Genomic DNA, 14,028 nt, shown 5'->3' on the forward strand with positions numbered 1-14,028 from the left:
ATGGCGCGATGGGTAGATATTTTTTCTGCGGGAGTAGATGTGGGTAGCTTCACACGTAGTGAAATCGCGCGACACGACTGGGGCGGCATGGAGTGCGGATGTGAGCGGACCGCCGAGCACCTGTCTCAGGTGCTGCAATCGGTGGCGGACGGTCAGCCGGACATCGTCAGGGCGCTGGATAATCATGCCTTCATCCAGTCGAATCTCATGGAGCCGGCCCCTGCGGTGGCGGCGGTCGCCATGGCAATGTTCGTCGACGGCTCGTCCGGGGGTTCCCTGTCCGACGCCGTATGGATTCTCTGGTGTATTGCGGAGTGCGAAGGTGACGTCGACCCGGATGAGCCGACCCTCTTCTCGGAGTCAGTCGTGCAGATTCAGCAGGGGATCTGGTCCCTTTACGGGGAGCTGATGCGGTCGCAGGATGAATTGATCGTGGATAGATTGCTGGACATCTTGAGGGTGGTGGAACCGCATCCGGAAAGGCTGCGGAGCTATCGGGAACTCCTTGGTTTGTGATCGACCCTAGCGCTTGCGCCCAGCGGGCTCGGCGCGTGTTGGGGATGGATGACGGAACGCCTGGTAGGCGACTCCTGGCCTGATCGCCGGGAGCCGCCTCACGGCTGTGTTCGTCGTCGATTGAGTTGTCCGGCCAGGGCCGGTAGGTCCTGCTCGGACCTTTGGCGCGCGTGGGTGGGTGAGGTCTGGACCGGAGCCCGCGGACGTCGCTCGTCAGCTTTTGTGCCGGTCGGCCGCGGTCTGGTGGCGTGGCTCATAGCTGAAACGCGAGGGTTCGGCGCCGGCGTCCTGAGTGCCACCGATGTAATGCGCGGCCCGTCGCGATTGCACTGTCTCGTGACTCCGGGCTAGCTGGCCGCGCGCTCGCCTCACGCTTCGGAGCTGCCGATCATGCCACGCGGCCATCAGGCGGTCACGGCGTATCCAGAACCGGGTCTACGACCGTTTCGCCGCGGGAGGCGGCGCGGAGGGATTCCGCCAGGTCCTCCAGGGGGCCGTCGCGCAGGACCAGGCCCGCCGCGCCCGCCGCCAGGGCCGCGTCCCGCAGCCCCGGATGCGCCGAGCCGGTCAGCACCAGGACCCGGCACTCCGGGTCCTCCGCCAGCAGCGCCGTCACCGACGCGAGCTCCTCCACCAGGGCCACGGCCGGCCGCGCCAGCGCCGAGGCCACCACCTCGATATCCGGCTGAAGCCCCAGCCGTAGCGCCAGCGCCGGGTCCGGAGGGAATAGCAGCACCCGCAGGGACCTGGCGGGGCGGTGGTTCACCGGCATCTCGTCCACCCGGCCAGCCTAGGGCGGCGCGCCTCGCGCACGCGGCAACACGCCTTGGCCAAGCTAGTTCTGACGTGGAGTCAGGAGTCTTCCCAACTGCTGGGGCGTGCGTTATACATTCCTCACCGCTCGATCCTAGAACGCGTTCTAGAACCGAACCGGTCCCGCAAACGACCTCGGTGCGGCCGACGGTGCGGACGGCCGCACCGAGGTCTTCCACGCAATGGGAACCGAAGAACCGAACAAGGAGCAGCATCCTCAATGCCGATCGATGCCGCCAGGGCCCTCGCCGCAGAACCCCGCCAGGGGACCATCGCCTGGGACCACAAGGACATCCAGCTCTATCACCTCGGCCTCGGAGCCGGCCGCCCCGCCACCGACCCCGACGAACTGCGCTACACCCTGGAGTCCAAGCTCCACGTACTGCCCAGCTTCGCGACCGTCGCCGGCGCCGGCATGGCCATGATGGGCGGCCTCGCCGCCCCCGGCATCGAGGTCAACCTCGCCCACGTCCTGCACGGCGGCCAGACCATCGAGCTGCACCGGCCCATCCCGGTCAAGGGCAGCGCCACCTCCTCCGCCAAGGTCGCCGCCCTCTACGACAAGGGCAAGGCCGCCGTGATCGTGCTGCGCACGGAGGTGGCCGACGCCGACGGGCCGCTGTGGACCAGCGACGCGCAGATCTTCGTACGGGGCGAGGGCGGCTTCGGCGGCGACCGCGGCCCCTCCGTCTCCTCCGAGCTGCCCGAGCGGGAGCCCGACCGGGTCGAGGAGCGGCACATCCGCGAGGAGCAGGCGCTCCTGTACCGGCTGTCCGGCGACTGGAACCCCCTGCACGCCGACCCCGAATTCGCCAAGCTGGCCGGCTTCGACCGGCCGATCCTGCACGGCCTGTGCTCGTACGGGATGACCCTCAAGGCCGTCGTCGACACGGCGCTCGGCGGGGACGTCTCGCGGGTCCGCGCCTACCGGACGCGCTTCGCCGGGATCGTCTTCCCGGGCGAGACCCTGCGGATCCGGATGTGGGAGGAGCCCGGGCAGGTCCGGGTCGCGGTGACCGCCGTCGAACGGGACGACGCGCCGGTCCTCGCCGACACCGTCGTCGAACACGCGTAACGCCCGACCTTCGCGACACACAAGGAGCCGCACCGTGCGCGCAGCACTGCAGAGCGAGATAGGCCAGGACAAGCTCGAAGTCGTCGACGACATGGAGACCGCGGGCTTCGGCCCCGGCAAGGTCAAGATCCGCATCAGGGCCACCGGCCTGTGCCACTCGGACCTCTCCGCGATGAGCGGCGTGCTGCCGCAGCCCGCCCCCTTCATACCCGGCCACGAGGGCGCGGGCGAGATCGTCGACGTCGGCGACGGGGTCGCCACGCACGCCATCGGCGACCGGGTCCTCGTCTGCTGGCTGCCGCCGTGCGGACACTGCCCCGCCTGCAAGCGCGGCCAGGGACACCTGTGCCTGGAGTCCTTCGCCAACGTGGCCACGCCCAACTTCCGCCGTACGGGCGGCGGAGACGTCTTCGGCTTCGCCGGTACCGGCACCTTCTCCGAGGAGATGGTGGTGCCCGCCTCCTGCGCCGTACCGATCCCCGACGACCTGCCGTACGACATCGCCGCGCTGATCGGCTGCGGGGTGACCACCGGCCTCGGCGCCGCCATCAACACCGCCAAGGTGGAGGCCGGGTCCTCGGTCGCCGTCATCGGCTGCGGCGGCGTCGGCATCTCCGTCATCCAGGGCGCCAAGGTGCAGGGCGCGGCGCAGATCATCGCCGTCGACCCGGTGGCCTCCCGGCGCGAGGCGGCGCTGCGCTTCGGCGCCACCGAGGCGGTCGCGCCGGAGGCCTTCGCCGACGCCAAGAACCGGATCACGGCCGGGGAGGGCTTCGACTACGTCTTCGAGGTCGTCGGCAAGTCCGCCACCACGCGGACCGCGTACGAGATGACCCGGCGCGGCGGCTCCGTCGTCGTGGTCGGCGCGGGCGCGCTCGACGACAACTACTCGGTCAACATGTTCTCGCTGTTCTTCGACGAGAAGAAGATCCTGCCCTCCATGTACGGGGGCGGGGACGTGCTCCGCTCGTACGAGCGCACCATCGCGCTGTGGCGGGCCGGCCGGGTGGACCTGGAGAGCCTGATCACGCACCGCGTGCACCTCGCCGAGATCAACGACGCCCTCGACCAGATGCGCACCGGCGTGGCCCTGCGCACCTGCATCGAACTCTGAGAGGAATCCGGTAGATGTCACTCCCACTTGAGGGACTGTCCGCCATCGTGACCGGCGCCGGCCGCGGGCTCGGCCGGGCCGAGGCGATCGAGCTCGCGCGGCTCGGCGCGAGCGTGGTCGTCAACGACTTCGGCCAGAGCGGGCGCGACGGCTCCGGAGAGGCCTCGGCCGCTCCGGCGGAGGAGGTGGCCGAAGAGATCCGCGCCGCGGGCGGGCAGGCGGTGGCGCACCTCGGTGACGTGGCCGACTTCGAGCAGGCGCGCGAGCTGGTCGGCCTGGCGGTGTCCAGCTTCGGCAAGCTGGACGTCCTGGTCAACAACGCGGGCATCCTGCGCGACCGGATGGTCTTCTCCATGTCGGAGGAGGAGTGGGACTCGGTGATCCGGGTCCACCTCAAGGGCCACTTCAACACCACCCACTTCGCCTCCGAGCACTGGCGCGAGCGCTCGAAGGCGGCGGGCGGCCCGGTGTACGGCCGGATCGTCAACACCTCCTCCGAGGCCTTCCTCGGCGGCTCGGCCGGCCAGCCGAACTACGCCGCGGCCAAGGGCGGCATCGTGGGCCTGACCACCTCGACCGCCCTGGCCCTGGCCAAGTACGGGGTGACGGCCAACGCCATCTGCCCGCGCGCCCGGACCCGGATGACGGAGGACGTGTTCGCCGGCTTCCAGCTCCCGGAGGACGGCAAGCTGGACCCGCTGGCCCCGGAGCACGTCGCCCCGCTCGTCGGCTACCTGGCCTCGCCGGCCTCGGCGAAGGCCAACGGGCAGCTGTTCGTGGTCCACGGCGGGATCGTGGTCGTGATGGAACGCCCCAAGGTGGCCGCGAAGTTCGACACCTCCAAGGAGGCCTTCTCCTTCGAGGAGCTGGACGAACTCCTCACCCCGCACTACGACTCCCGCCCGGCGGGCGAAACCTTCGCGGCGGCGGAAGTCCTGGGCCTCAAGCACGGCTAGGAGTACCAGGTGCCGGCCGTCGCGCCCGGCCTCGTCCAGGGCGGCCGTCGCGGTGGAACCCGGGCCCCCGCTACAGCGGAGCCTGTTGCAGGGGTACGGGGCGGGGCGCGGCCGGGGGCGGGGGGTCCAGGCGGACCGGGGGCGGCGGGGCCGCCGGCAGGGTCAGCCCCGCGATCCCGCAGGGGGTCTCGGGGGTGGCGTACGGCAGGTGCAGGCGGCCCTGCGGGCTCCACAGCCCGGTCCCGAGCCAGCCCTCGGGCGCGGCGAGCCGGAACACGTGCCGGTCGGCGGGGCGCCACAGGCCAATGCCACCCTCTTCCAGCCGCAGCGCGACCCCGCAGGTCTCCGGCATCAGCGCCTGGCCCGGCTGCACCGCGAACGGGGTCCCCGCCTCCCCGCGCAGGCACTCCGGGAAGCGCACCGGCCGCGAGCTGCCCAGCACCCCCCAGCCCAGGCGCGGTTCGCCCGGGGCGTCCGAGCGGATCAGCAGCAGCCCGCTGTCGGGGTCGGCCAGCAGCAGCCGGTCGTCGCTGCCCTCCGCGATCTGGAGCAGCGGGGAGACCTCGCCGCCGCGGCCCAGGTCCACCGCGACGGCCTTGGTGGTGCCGTCCAGCTCGCGGTCCAGGGCCAGCAGCCGGCCGGCCCGGTCCAGCCAGACGCCGCCCGAGCACCGCCCCGGGATCCGGGCGACCGGCCCGAAGGGGCCCCCGGCCACCCGCCAGACCGTGGTCCCGGCGGCCGAGGCGGCCAGGGCGAAGGCCCCGCATCCGTCCGGGGACGGGGGCAGCAGGCAGATCCGTACCCCCTCCTCCCCGGGCTCCACCGCGCCGAGCGGGAGCTCCCCGGTCCGCGGCCCGTCCGCGGCCCCGCCCGTCGGGTACAGCAGCGCGAAGGCGTGCCGCCGCTCGACCCGGCGGTGGATCAGCACCCGCCCGTCGGCCAGTGCCAGCACCTCGCTGTCGGCCTCCTCGGGCTGCGCCAGCGGCAGCGGCACCGCGTACGGCTCGGGCCCGGCCAGCGTCCAGCGCTCGGGGTACCGGGCCTCCCCGTCCCCGGCCAGCCGGGCCGCGTACGACCCGTCCGCGGCGATGGTGAACGGGGCCGTCGTCGTGATCTCGATGGCACAGACAGTCATCCGTGCGTCACCTCCGGGGAGGAAGCTAGTTTTCGCTCTTCGGCCCGAACAACACGACCTTCCCCGCTTCACACGTACGGGTGGCCGCCCGGCGGTTCGCGCCTGCCGGCGGAGACGGTTGTGCTGTGCGGGAGCGGGGCGTCCGGGGTGAGCCAGGCCGGCCCGAGGCCGCGCGCAAGGCCGCTGCCTTCGGGGCCACTGCCCCGGCCGGCCGCCGGTTCCCGCGCACCCCCACCCACGCCATGGGCAGCACCGAGATCAAGGCCGCGCCCCTGCGCGTCGTCGTCCTCGACGTCGCCGACCGTCACGAGGACCTGGAGGCCGTGCGGCAGGGCCGCGCCGAGGACGTACCCGACGAGACCTTGTACCCGGGCCCCGGGCCTCGGCGTGACCGCCGCCGACCAGGTCCTCGACGACCTGCGCACCTTCCTCGTCACGCAGCCGGCCGGGCACCTGGCGCCCGTACGGGGTCCCGCCCGGCCGGGGCCCGGACGCCGTCACCCCGCGGGGACGGACCCGCTCCCGTGCGGACGGTAGCCTTGGCCTGTGCCCCGTCTCTCCGAAGTCATCGCCGCGCTGGACGCCCTCTGGCCCCCCTCGCGGGCCGAGCAGTGGGACGCCGTCGGAACCGTCTGCGGCGATCCCGACGCCGAGGTCTCCCGCGTCCTGTTCGCCGTGGACCCCGTACAGGACGTCGTCGACGAGGCCGTGAAGCTGGGCGCCGACCTCGTCGTCACCCACCACCCCCTCTATCTGCGCGGCACCACGACCGTCGAGGCCGGCACCTTCAAGGGCCGCGTCGTGCACACGCTGATCAAGAACGACATCGCGCTGCACGTCGCCCACACCAACGCCGACACCGCCGACCCCGGCGTCTCCGACGCCCTCGCCGGCGCCCTCGACCTGCGCATCACCGGCCCGCTGGTGCCCGACGCGAGCGACCCCGAGGGCCGCAGGGGCCTCGGCCGGATCTGCGAGCTGGACCGCCCCGAGACCCTGCGGGAGTTCGCCGCGCGCGCCGCCGCCCGGCTGCCGCGGACCGCCCAGGGCATCCGCGTCGCCGGCGACCCGGACGCGCTCGTGCGCACCGTCGCCGTCAGCGGCGGCTCCGGCGACAGCCTCTTCGACCAGGTCCGGGCCGCCGGCGTGGACGTGTTCCTCACCGCAGACCTGCGCCACCACCCCGTGTCCGAAGCCCGCGAGCGCAGCCCGCTCGCGCTCGTCGACGCCGCGCACTGGGCCACCGAGTGGCCCTGGTGCGAGCAGGCGGCGGCGCAGCTCGACGCGATCTCCGAGCGCCACGGCTGGGGTCTGCGCACCCACGTCTCGCGCACGGTCACCGACCCGTGGACGGCGCACGCGCCGTCCGACGTTCCTTCATCTCCCTCTTCTATCTCAGGAGCCCCCAACTGAACGCCGAGCCCGCCGACCAGATCCGACTCCTCGACGTCCAGGCCCTGGACGTCCGGCTGTCTCAGCTCGCCCACAAGCGCAAGTCGCTGCCGGAGCACACCGAGGTCGAGTCCCTGACCAAGGACCTGACGCAGCAGCGCGACCTGCTCGTGGCGGCCCAGACGCAGGCGAGCGACGCCGCCCGCGAGCAGACCAAGGCGGAGCAGGACGTCGACCAGGTGCGCCAGCGCGCGGCCCGCGACCAGCAGCGGCTCGACTCCGGCGCGGGCATCTCCGCCCGCGACCTGGCGAACCTGCAGAGCGAGGTCGTCTCCCTCGCCAAGCGCCAGGCCGACCTGGAGGACGTGGTCCTGGAGGTCATGGAGCGCCTGGAGGGCGCCCAGGAGCGGGTCACCGAGCTGACCGAGCGGGTCTCCGCCCTCGAAGCCAAGCTGACGGACGCCACCGCCCGCCGCGACGCGGCCACCGGCGAGCTCGACGCCGAGGCCGCGAAGGTCACCAAGGACCGCGAGGTCATCGTGGCCTCGATGCCGGCCGACCTGATGGCCCTGTACGAGAAGATCCGCGTCAAGCAGGGCGGCGTCGGCGCCGCGCGCCTGTACCAGCGCCGCTGCGAGGGCTGCCGCCTGGAGCTCGACATGGCCGAGGTCAACGAGATCAAGGCCGCCGCCCGCGACCAGGTCGTACGCCACGAGAACTGCGGCCGCATCCTGGTCCGTACGGCCGACTCGGGCATCTGATGCAGAGGCCCCTCCGGTTCGTCGTGGAGGCGGACGGCGGCTCCCGGGGCAATCCGGGGCCCGCCGGCTACGGCGCGGTCGTCCTCGACCCGGCGACGGGCGAGACGCTGGCCGAGCGCGCGGAGTACATCGGCGTCGCGACGAACAACGTGGCCGAGTACAAGGGCCTGATCGCCGGTCTGAAGGCGGCCCGCGAGCTGTCCGCCGACGCCGTGGTGCAGGTCCGCATGGACTCCAAGCTGGTCGTCGAGCAGATGTCGGGCCGCTGGAAGATCAAGCACCCGGACATGAAGCCCCTCGCGGCGGAGGCGGCGAAGATCCTGCCGCGCGCGCAGGTCACGTACGAATGGATCCCGCGCGAGCGCAACAAGCACGCGGACCGGCTCGCCAACGAGGCGATGGACGCGGGCAAGCGCGGCGGGCAGTGGGAGCCGTCGGCCTCTTCGGCGGCCCTGGACGCCTCGGCGGCGCGCGCCCTGGCCGCCCCGCCGGCGGGCCCCCCGGGGGACGCCGCGAAGGGGGCCGCCGCCGTACGGGCCGCCCTCGCCACGGCTTCCGGTACGTCGGCCACCGCACCGGCACGCGCGGAGGCAGGGGCCGGCACCCTGTTCGCGGAGCACGACGCCACCGCGGCGGGCCTCGTCCCCGCCCCGGCGCCGGGCCCGGCCAGGGCCCCGTCCGCCACGCCGGGCTGGGGCCCCGACATGGGGACCCCGGCGACCTTCGTGCTGCTGCGCCACGGGGAGACGGCCCTCACCCCGCAGAAGCGCTTCTCCGGCAGCGGCGGCACCGACCCGGAGCTGTCCGAGGCCGGCCGCCGCCAGGCATCGGCGGTCGCCGAGGCCCTGGCCGCGCGCGGCACCGTCCAGGCGATCGTCAGCTCCCCGCTGCGCCGCTGCCGGGAGACCGCGCAGGCCGTGGCGGACCGCCTCGGCCTCGCGGTGACCGTCGAGGAGGGCCTGCGCGAGGTGGACTTCGGGGCCTGGGAGGGCCTGACCTTCGGCGAGGTGCGCGAGCGCTTCCCGGACGACCTCCAGGCCTGGCTGGACTCCCCGAAGGCGGCCCCGACGGGAGGCGGGGAGAGCTTCACGGCCGCCACCCGCCGCATCTCGGCGACCCGGGACCGGCTGCTGGCCGCGCACGCGGGCCGTACGGTGCTGCTGGTCACGCACGTGACCCCGGTCAAGATCCTGGTCCGCCTGGCCCTGGGCGCCCCGCCGGAGGCGCTCTTCAAGATGGAGCTCTCCGCGGCCTCCCTCTCGGCGGTGGCCTACTACGCCGACGGCAACGCCTCGGTGCGCCTGCTGAACGACACCTCGCACCTGCGCTAGCGGGGCGGCGGCGAACACGCCGAAGGGCCCGCCCCCTGACGGGGACGGGCCCTTCGGCTTCGTCGGGTGCAGAACAACCGGAGCTGTACGCCGGGTTCTGTCGCCCGGCGACCTCGCGGTCGCCGGGGAGACGGCCATCCATCTAGGACCGGCGTTGCCGCCGGCCTCCTGCGGTCTACCCGCGAACTCGGGCGGGCAGCCCTCGAACGTTCGCGCAGAGCCGTCCGAAGACGGCTCCTCTTGACCTTGCTCCGGGTGGGGTTTACCTAGCCGCCTGGGTCACCCCAGGCGCTGGTGGTCTCTTACACCACCGTTTCACCCTTACCGAGGGCCGAAGCCCCGGCGGTCTGTTTTCTGTGGCACTGTCCCGCGGGTCACCCCGGGTGGCCGTTAGCCACCACCCTGCCCTGTGGAGCCCGGACGTTCCTCGGCGGGATCCGGGGATCCCGACGCGGCCGCCCGCTCCGGTTGTTCTGCGAGTGACCATGCTACCCGCGCCGGGCGCCGCGCTTGACCTTGACGCAGCGGCAGGGTTTCTACTGGAGGGCATGCGGATCGGAGAGATCGCCGCGCTGGTCGGGGTCACCACCCGGGCCATCCGGCACTACCACCATGTCGGCCTGCTTCCGGAGCCGGAGCGCAGGTCCAACGGGTATCGCGCGTACAGCGTGCGCGACGCCGTCCTGCTGGCGCGGGTGCGCCGGCTCGCCGAGCTCGGGCTGAGCCTCGACGAGGTCCGGGACGTGCTCGCGGACGACGCGGGGCGCGAGCTGGCCGACGTACTCGAAGAGCTCGACGCCGACCTGGCCCGGCAGGAGGCCGCGATCGGGGAGCGCCGCCGGCGGCTCGCCGCGCTGCGGGCCGCGCCGCCCGGGGAGGACGGGCCGCTCTCGCCGGCCCTGGCCGCGTTGCTCGCCAAGGCGCCCGAGACGGACTCGCCGAGCGCCGCGATGGACCGCGAGCACCTGACGCTGCTGGATTCGGCGGGAGAGGTCGGCGCCGAACTGTACGCGGCGCTCGGCGCGGTGGCCGCCGATCCGGCCGTCCTCGCCCTGTACGAGCGGCTCGACGAGCTCGCCGACGCCGCCGTGGACGACCCGCGCATCCCACCGCTCGCCGCCGCGATGGTGGCGTCCGTGCCCGAGGGGGTCTTCGAGGCGATCCCGGCCGGCGGCGGGGCGGCGGGCGGGGGGTTCGGCGAGGGGTTCAAGGAGGCGCTGCTCGCGGAGTTCGCCCCGGCGCAGGCGGAGGTCGTCCGCCGGGTCATGGAGACGTTCGTGGAGAGGGTGCGGGGATGAGGCAGATCGTCGGGGCATGGGCCGGGGTGCCGCTGCCCGTGCGGAGGCTGCTGGCGCACGAACTGCGCTCGGCGGCCTCGCTGGGGCGGTGGGTGCTGCGCAGGCCGCCGCACGGGGTGGGCGCGGGCGAGCTCGCCGCCGCGTACACCGGACCGCAGACGGCCATGATGTACGGGCTGGTGTTCGTAGCGCTGATCGAGACCGTCGCGCTGTCCCTGCTGATCCCCTGGCCGTCCGTCCACCGCGTGGTGCTCGTCCTCGACGTGTACGGGGTGCTGCTGATGCTGGCGATGCACGCCGCCTGCGTGACCCGGCCGCACGTGGTCCGCCGGGACGGCTCCCTGCGGATCCGGTACGGGGCACTGTTCGACCTGACCGTCCCCGCGGACGCGGTGGCTTCGGCCCGGGTGGACCGGCGCTATCCGCAGGGGCGGCTCGTCAGCCTCTCCGAGGACGGGGTGCTCGACCTGATCGTCGGGAGCCAGACCACGGTGACCGTGGAGCTGAACCGGCCGCTCCCCTTCACCCGGCCCCTCGGCTCCCGGGCCGAGGCCCGCACCCTCCGCTTCCACGCCGACGACCCGCGTGCGCTGGTGGCCGCACTGCGGCAACCCGCACCCCCGTGACGGGCTGCCGCACTGCGTCGGGACCCTCCGGGGGGATGAGGAGTCGTGCGCCGAGCCCGGCGGCAGCCCGCCGCGCAGGGCCGCGATCCGGGAGGGCGACAGTCCGGTCAGGGCCTTCACGTCCCGGCCGAAGTGGGCCTGGTCGTGGTAGCCGCAGGCCGCCGCGACCCGGGCCGGGGCCACCCCGGCCGCCAGCAGCCGCAGGGCGTGCTGGAGCCGGAACACCCGGGCGACGCCCTTGGGGGAGAGCCCGACCTGTTCGCGGAAGCGGGCGCGCAGGGTGCGGGCGCTCCAGCCGGTCCCGGCCGCGGCCAGGGCCGGCGAGCCGCTGTCGGCCCACAGCCGGGCAAGCGCCCCGCGCACCTCGGGCGCGGCGGCCGGCCCCCGCTCCAGGCGGCCGGTGAACACCGCGTCGAGCAGGTCGAAGCGCGGTGGGGGCGCAGTGCGCGGTGGGTCGGCGGCGGTGCGTGTCCGGAGTGCCGGCCGGCGGGGCTGCGGCCGGTGCGGCCGGGCGTACGGACATGTCGACGGAACCCATCGCCGGCCTCCCCGCCTGCTGCGCAGATGATGACAGGCGACGGGCGCCCTGGCCAGAGCCGGCCGGGGGCCATCCGCTCAGGCGGGCGCGAACAGCACCTTCGCCCGGCCCGGGTCGGCCTGTGTCAGCCGGACCCGGATGCGGTCGCCCAGCGGCAGCCGCGCGGAGGGGGATTCGACCCGGCCGACCACCGCCGGCTCCTCCAGGTGGACCGTGCCCACCTGCGGCTCGTGGTCCTTGACGTCGATCACGGTCGCCTCGAAGGTCTCCCCGACGTGGTCCTTCAGCAGGGCCGCCTCGACGAGGTCCACGCACTCCCGTTCCGCCGTGTTGGCCAGCCTGCTGCCCTCCGCCATCCGCTGCGGGAGCGCGTCCAGCGCCTCCAGCGCCCACGCCGGGGGCGCGGCCCCCGCCACCGCCGCCACGCACAGCTCGCCCGCGTACCGGTCGACGAGCCGGCGCAGCGGCGCGGTGCAGTGCGCGTACGGGGCCGCCACCGCGGCGTGCAGGAGGGGGCCGGGGGCCCGGCCGCCGGTGAACACCGTGTACCCCGCGCCGCGCAGCAGGGCCGTGCACTCCTGGAGGAAGGCGGCGTGGGCGGGCAGGTGCGGGTCGAGGGTGCGCACCAGCTCGGCGTACGGCACGTGGTGCGGCCAGTCGATGCGCAGGGCGGCGGCGGTGCGCCGGAGCCGGCCGACCGCTCCGTCGGGGGCGCTGGGGAGGGTGCGCAGGATCCCGGTGCCCGTGGCGAGCATCAGCTCGGCGGCGGCCATGCCGGCCATGAGGGAGATCTGGGCGTTCCAGCCGTCGGCGGGGAGGGGGGCCCGGTAGGCGAGGGTGTACGAGCCGTCCCGGGCGACGATCTCCTGCTCGGGCACGTTCAGCGAGATCCCGCCGCGCTCCTGCTCCAGGGTCTCGCGCAGCCGCCCGATCTCCCGCAGCAGGGCGAGGGGCTCTTCGGCGGTGCCGGAGTCGATCGCCCGCTGGACCCCGGCGTAGTCCAGCCTGGCCCGGCTGCGGACCAGCGCCCGGCGGACGTCGGTGGTCTCGACGCGGCCGGCGGAGTCCAGGTCGAAGCGCCACAGCAGGACCGGACAGGTCTGGCCGGGCAGCAGGCTGGCCGCGCCCTCGGAGAGGACGGCGGGATGGAGGGGGACCTTGCCGTCGGGGAAGTAGAGGGTGGTGACGCGCCGCTGGACCTCGGCGTCGAGGGCGCCGCCGGGAGTGACGAAGGCGGCGACGTCGGCGATGGCGTAGTGCACGCGGTAGCCGGCGCCGCTGTTGCCGTTGCCGCTGCCGGTCGGGCGCCTGGCCAGGTGCATGGCCTGGTCCAGGTCGCGGGAGGTGGGTGGGTCGATGGTGAACAGGGGCAGGTCGGTGGCGTCCAGGTCCGGCAGCCGTGGGGCGCGCGCCGCCTGCTCGGCCTCGGCGAGCACCGCGGCCGGGAACTCCCCGGGCACGCCCAGCTCCGTCCGCAGTTCACGCAGCGCGGCCCGCAGGGCGGCCCCGTCGGTGCCGGTCATGTGCATGGGACGGCGTGGCATGGGTCGAGCGTATTGCGGGTGGCGCCGGGGGGCGCGGCGAGAGCCTTACCCTGGCTCGGGGGCCGCACCCCCTGCGCCGCGTCGTACTGAAGGAGAACCACCGTGCTCGTGCTGCTGCCGCCGTCCGAGGGAAAGGCCGCCGGCGGGTCCGGCGCGCCCCTGGAGCCGCAGGCGCTGTCGCTGCCGGGACTGGCCGAGGCACGGGCGGCCGTGCTGGAGGAACTCGTCGAGCTGTGCGCGGGTGACGAGCTGAAGGCCCGCGAGGTGCTCGGCCTGAGCGAGGGGCTGCGCGGCGAGGTGGCGAAGAACGCCGGGCTGCGCTCCGCGGTGGCCCGGCCTGCGGGGGAGATCTACACCGGCGTCCTGTACGACGCGCTGGACCTGGCCGGCCTGCCGGCGGCGGCGCGGGCGGCGGCGGAGCGCTCGCTCCTCGTGTTCTCGGGCCTGTGGGGCGCGGTCCGGGTGACCGACCGGATCCCTTCGTACCGCTGCTCGATGGGCGTGAAGCTGCCGGGGCTGGGCGCGCTCGGGGCGTACTGGCGCGAGCCGATGGCGGCGGTGATGCCGGAGGCGGCGGGGGAGGGGCTGGTGCTGGACCTGCGGTCCTCGGCGTACGCGTCGGCGTGGAAGCCGAAGGGCGAGGTGGCGGGGCGCACGGCCACGGTGCGGGTGCTGCACTCGCAGATCGTGGACGGGGTGGAGAAGCGGTCGGTGGTGAGCCACTTCAACAAGGCGACGAAGGGGCGGCTGGTACGGGACCTGCTCGTCGCCGGGGCCGCGCCGCAGGGCCCGGCGGCGCTGGTCACCGCGCTGCGCGACCTGGGCTACACCGTCGAGGCCGAGGCCCCGGCGAAGCCCGGCAAGGCCTGGTCCCTCGACGTGGTCGTCACCCAGATCCACTGACCGCCGCCGGTCCGCTGCGCGGGGCT

General features: G+C 74.1%; 14 protein-coding genes, 1 other RNA gene and 1 pseudogene. 10 read left to right on the top strand and 6 right to left on the bottom strand.

The features are described from left to right. Complete coding sequence (locus CP980_RS23310; RefSeq protein ID WP_150529003.1) at positions 1 to 516, top strand: hypothetical protein; 516 nt, start codon at positions 1 to 3, stop codon at positions 514 to 516. 412 nt (positions 517 to 928) lie between these two features. Here the strand turns inward: CP980_RS23310 and CP980_RS23315 are convergent, their stop codons facing one another. Next, entirely contained in the window at positions 929 to 1,288 is a 360-nt protein-coding gene (locus CP980_RS23315; protein WP_229907230.1) for a response regulator, read from the bottom strand. A gap of 261 nt (positions 1,289 to 1,549) precedes the next feature. On the opposite strand from CP980_RS23315, the gene CP980_RS23320 reads away from it, so the two are divergent. From CP980_RS23320 to CP980_RS23330, 3 genes are read left to right on the top strand one after another with little or no spacing between them, the layout of a single operon-like run. Continuing rightward, a complete protein-coding gene (locus CP980_RS23320) occupies positions 1,550 to 2,404 on the top strand; it encodes a MaoC/PaaZ C-terminal domain-containing protein (RefSeq protein ID WP_132755656.1) in 855 nt (284 codons plus the stop codon). A 34-nt stretch (positions 2,405 to 2,438) separates the two neighbouring features. Beyond that, positions 2,439 to 3,518, top strand: coding sequence for a Zn-dependent alcohol dehydrogenase (locus CP980_RS23325; RefSeq protein WP_123514709.1), 1,080 nt, complete (start codon positions 2,439 to 2,441; stop codon positions 3,516 to 3,518). A gap of 14 nt (positions 3,519 to 3,532) precedes the next feature. Beyond that, positions 3,533 to 4,474 (top strand): 3-oxoacyl-ACP reductase, encoded by a 942-nt coding sequence (locus CP980_RS23330; protein WP_150529005.1) that lies wholly within the window; start codon positions 3,533 to 3,535, stop codon positions 4,472 to 4,474. Between the two features lie 70 nt (positions 4,475 to 4,544). Here CP980_RS23330 and CP980_RS23335 read toward each other — a convergent pair whose 3' ends face one another. Together CP980_RS23335 and CP980_RS23340 are read right to left on the bottom strand one after the other, a co-directional pair. After that, complete coding sequence (locus tag CP980_RS23335) at positions 4,545 to 5,609, bottom strand: hypothetical protein (protein WP_132755660.1); 1,065 nt, start codon at positions 5,607 to 5,609, stop codon at positions 4,545 to 4,547. Positions 5,610 to 5,677: 68 nt separating this feature from the next. Then, the gene (locus CP980_RS23340; RefSeq protein WP_150529006.1) at positions 5,678 to 6,046 is read right to left on the bottom strand and encodes a hypothetical protein; all 369 of its coding nucleotides are present in this window, start codon (positions 6,044 to 6,046) and stop codon (positions 5,678 to 5,680) included. A gap of 109 nt (positions 6,047 to 6,155) precedes the next feature. Between CP980_RS23340 and CP980_RS23345 the strand changes: the two genes are divergently transcribed. Genes CP980_RS23345 through CP980_RS23355 form a run of 3 tightly spaced genes read left to right on the top strand, consistent with a single transcriptional unit; the run spans position 6,156 to position 9,093 of the window. Further along, on the top strand, positions 6,156 to 7,022 hold the full coding sequence (locus CP980_RS23345) for a Nif3-like dinuclear metal center hexameric protein (RefSeq protein ID WP_123514716.1): 867 nt from the start codon (positions 6,156 to 6,158) through the stop codon (positions 7,020 to 7,022). After that, positions 7,019 to 7,762, top strand: coding sequence for a zinc ribbon domain-containing protein (locus CP980_RS23350; protein WP_180291338.1), 744 nt, complete (start codon positions 7,019 to 7,021; stop codon positions 7,760 to 7,762). The genes CP980_RS23345 and CP980_RS23350 overlap by 4 nt, the downstream gene beginning before the upstream one ends. Then, positions 7,762 to 9,093, top strand: coding sequence for a bifunctional RNase H/acid phosphatase (locus CP980_RS23355; protein WP_150529007.1), 1,332 nt, complete (start codon positions 7,762 to 7,764; stop codon positions 9,091 to 9,093). Before CP980_RS23350 ends, CP980_RS23355 begins: the two co-directional genes overlap by 1 nt. A 70-nt stretch (positions 9,094 to 9,163) precedes the next feature. Here CP980_RS23355 and rnpB read toward each other — a convergent pair. Continuing rightward, positions 9,164 to 9,564: RNase P RNA component class A (gene rnpB / locus CP980_RS23360), an RNA gene on the bottom strand. 77 nt (positions 9,565 to 9,641) lie between these two features. Between rnpB and CP980_RS23365 the strand changes: the two genes are divergently transcribed. Continuing rightward, entirely contained in the window at positions 9,642 to 10,391 is a 750-nt protein-coding gene (locus CP980_RS23365) for a MerR family transcriptional regulator (protein ID WP_167535873.1), read from the top strand. Further along, a complete protein-coding gene (locus tag CP980_RS23370) occupies positions 10,388 to 11,017 on the top strand; it encodes a hypothetical protein (protein ID WP_150529009.1) in 630 nt (209 codons plus the stop codon). Before CP980_RS23365 ends, CP980_RS23370 begins: the two co-directional genes overlap by 4 nt. Positions 11,018 to 11,116: 99 nt before the next feature. Here the strand turns inward: CP980_RS23370 and CP980_RS35960 are convergent. Both CP980_RS35960 and CP980_RS23380 read right to left on the bottom strand, forming a co-directional pair. Next, positions 11,117 to 11,425: pseudogene (locus tag CP980_RS35960) on the bottom strand (helix-turn-helix domain-containing protein); the annotation flags it as partial. A 207-nt stretch (positions 11,426 to 11,632) separates the two neighbouring features. After that, a complete protein-coding gene (locus CP980_RS23380; RefSeq protein ID WP_150529010.1) occupies positions 11,633 to 13,099 on the bottom strand; it encodes an RNB domain-containing ribonuclease in 1,467 nt (488 codons plus the stop codon). Positions 13,100 to 13,201: 102 nt separating this feature from the next. Here CP980_RS23380 and yaaA point away from each other — a divergent pair, with 102 nt between their 5' ends. Then, positions 13,202 to 14,002 carry a peroxide stress protein YaaA gene (gene yaaA / locus CP980_RS23385; RefSeq protein ID WP_150529011.1) on the top strand — a complete coding sequence of 267 codons (801 nt, stop codon included), beginning with the start codon at positions 13,202 to 13,204 and terminating at the stop codon, positions 14,000 to 14,002. Positions 14,003 to 14,028: the final 26 nt, after the last annotated feature.

Source organism: Streptomyces vinaceus (assembly GCF_008704935.1).
GTDB classification, from domain to species: Bacteria; Actinomycetota; Actinomycetes; order Streptomycetales; family Streptomycetaceae; genus Streptomyces; species Streptomyces vinaceus.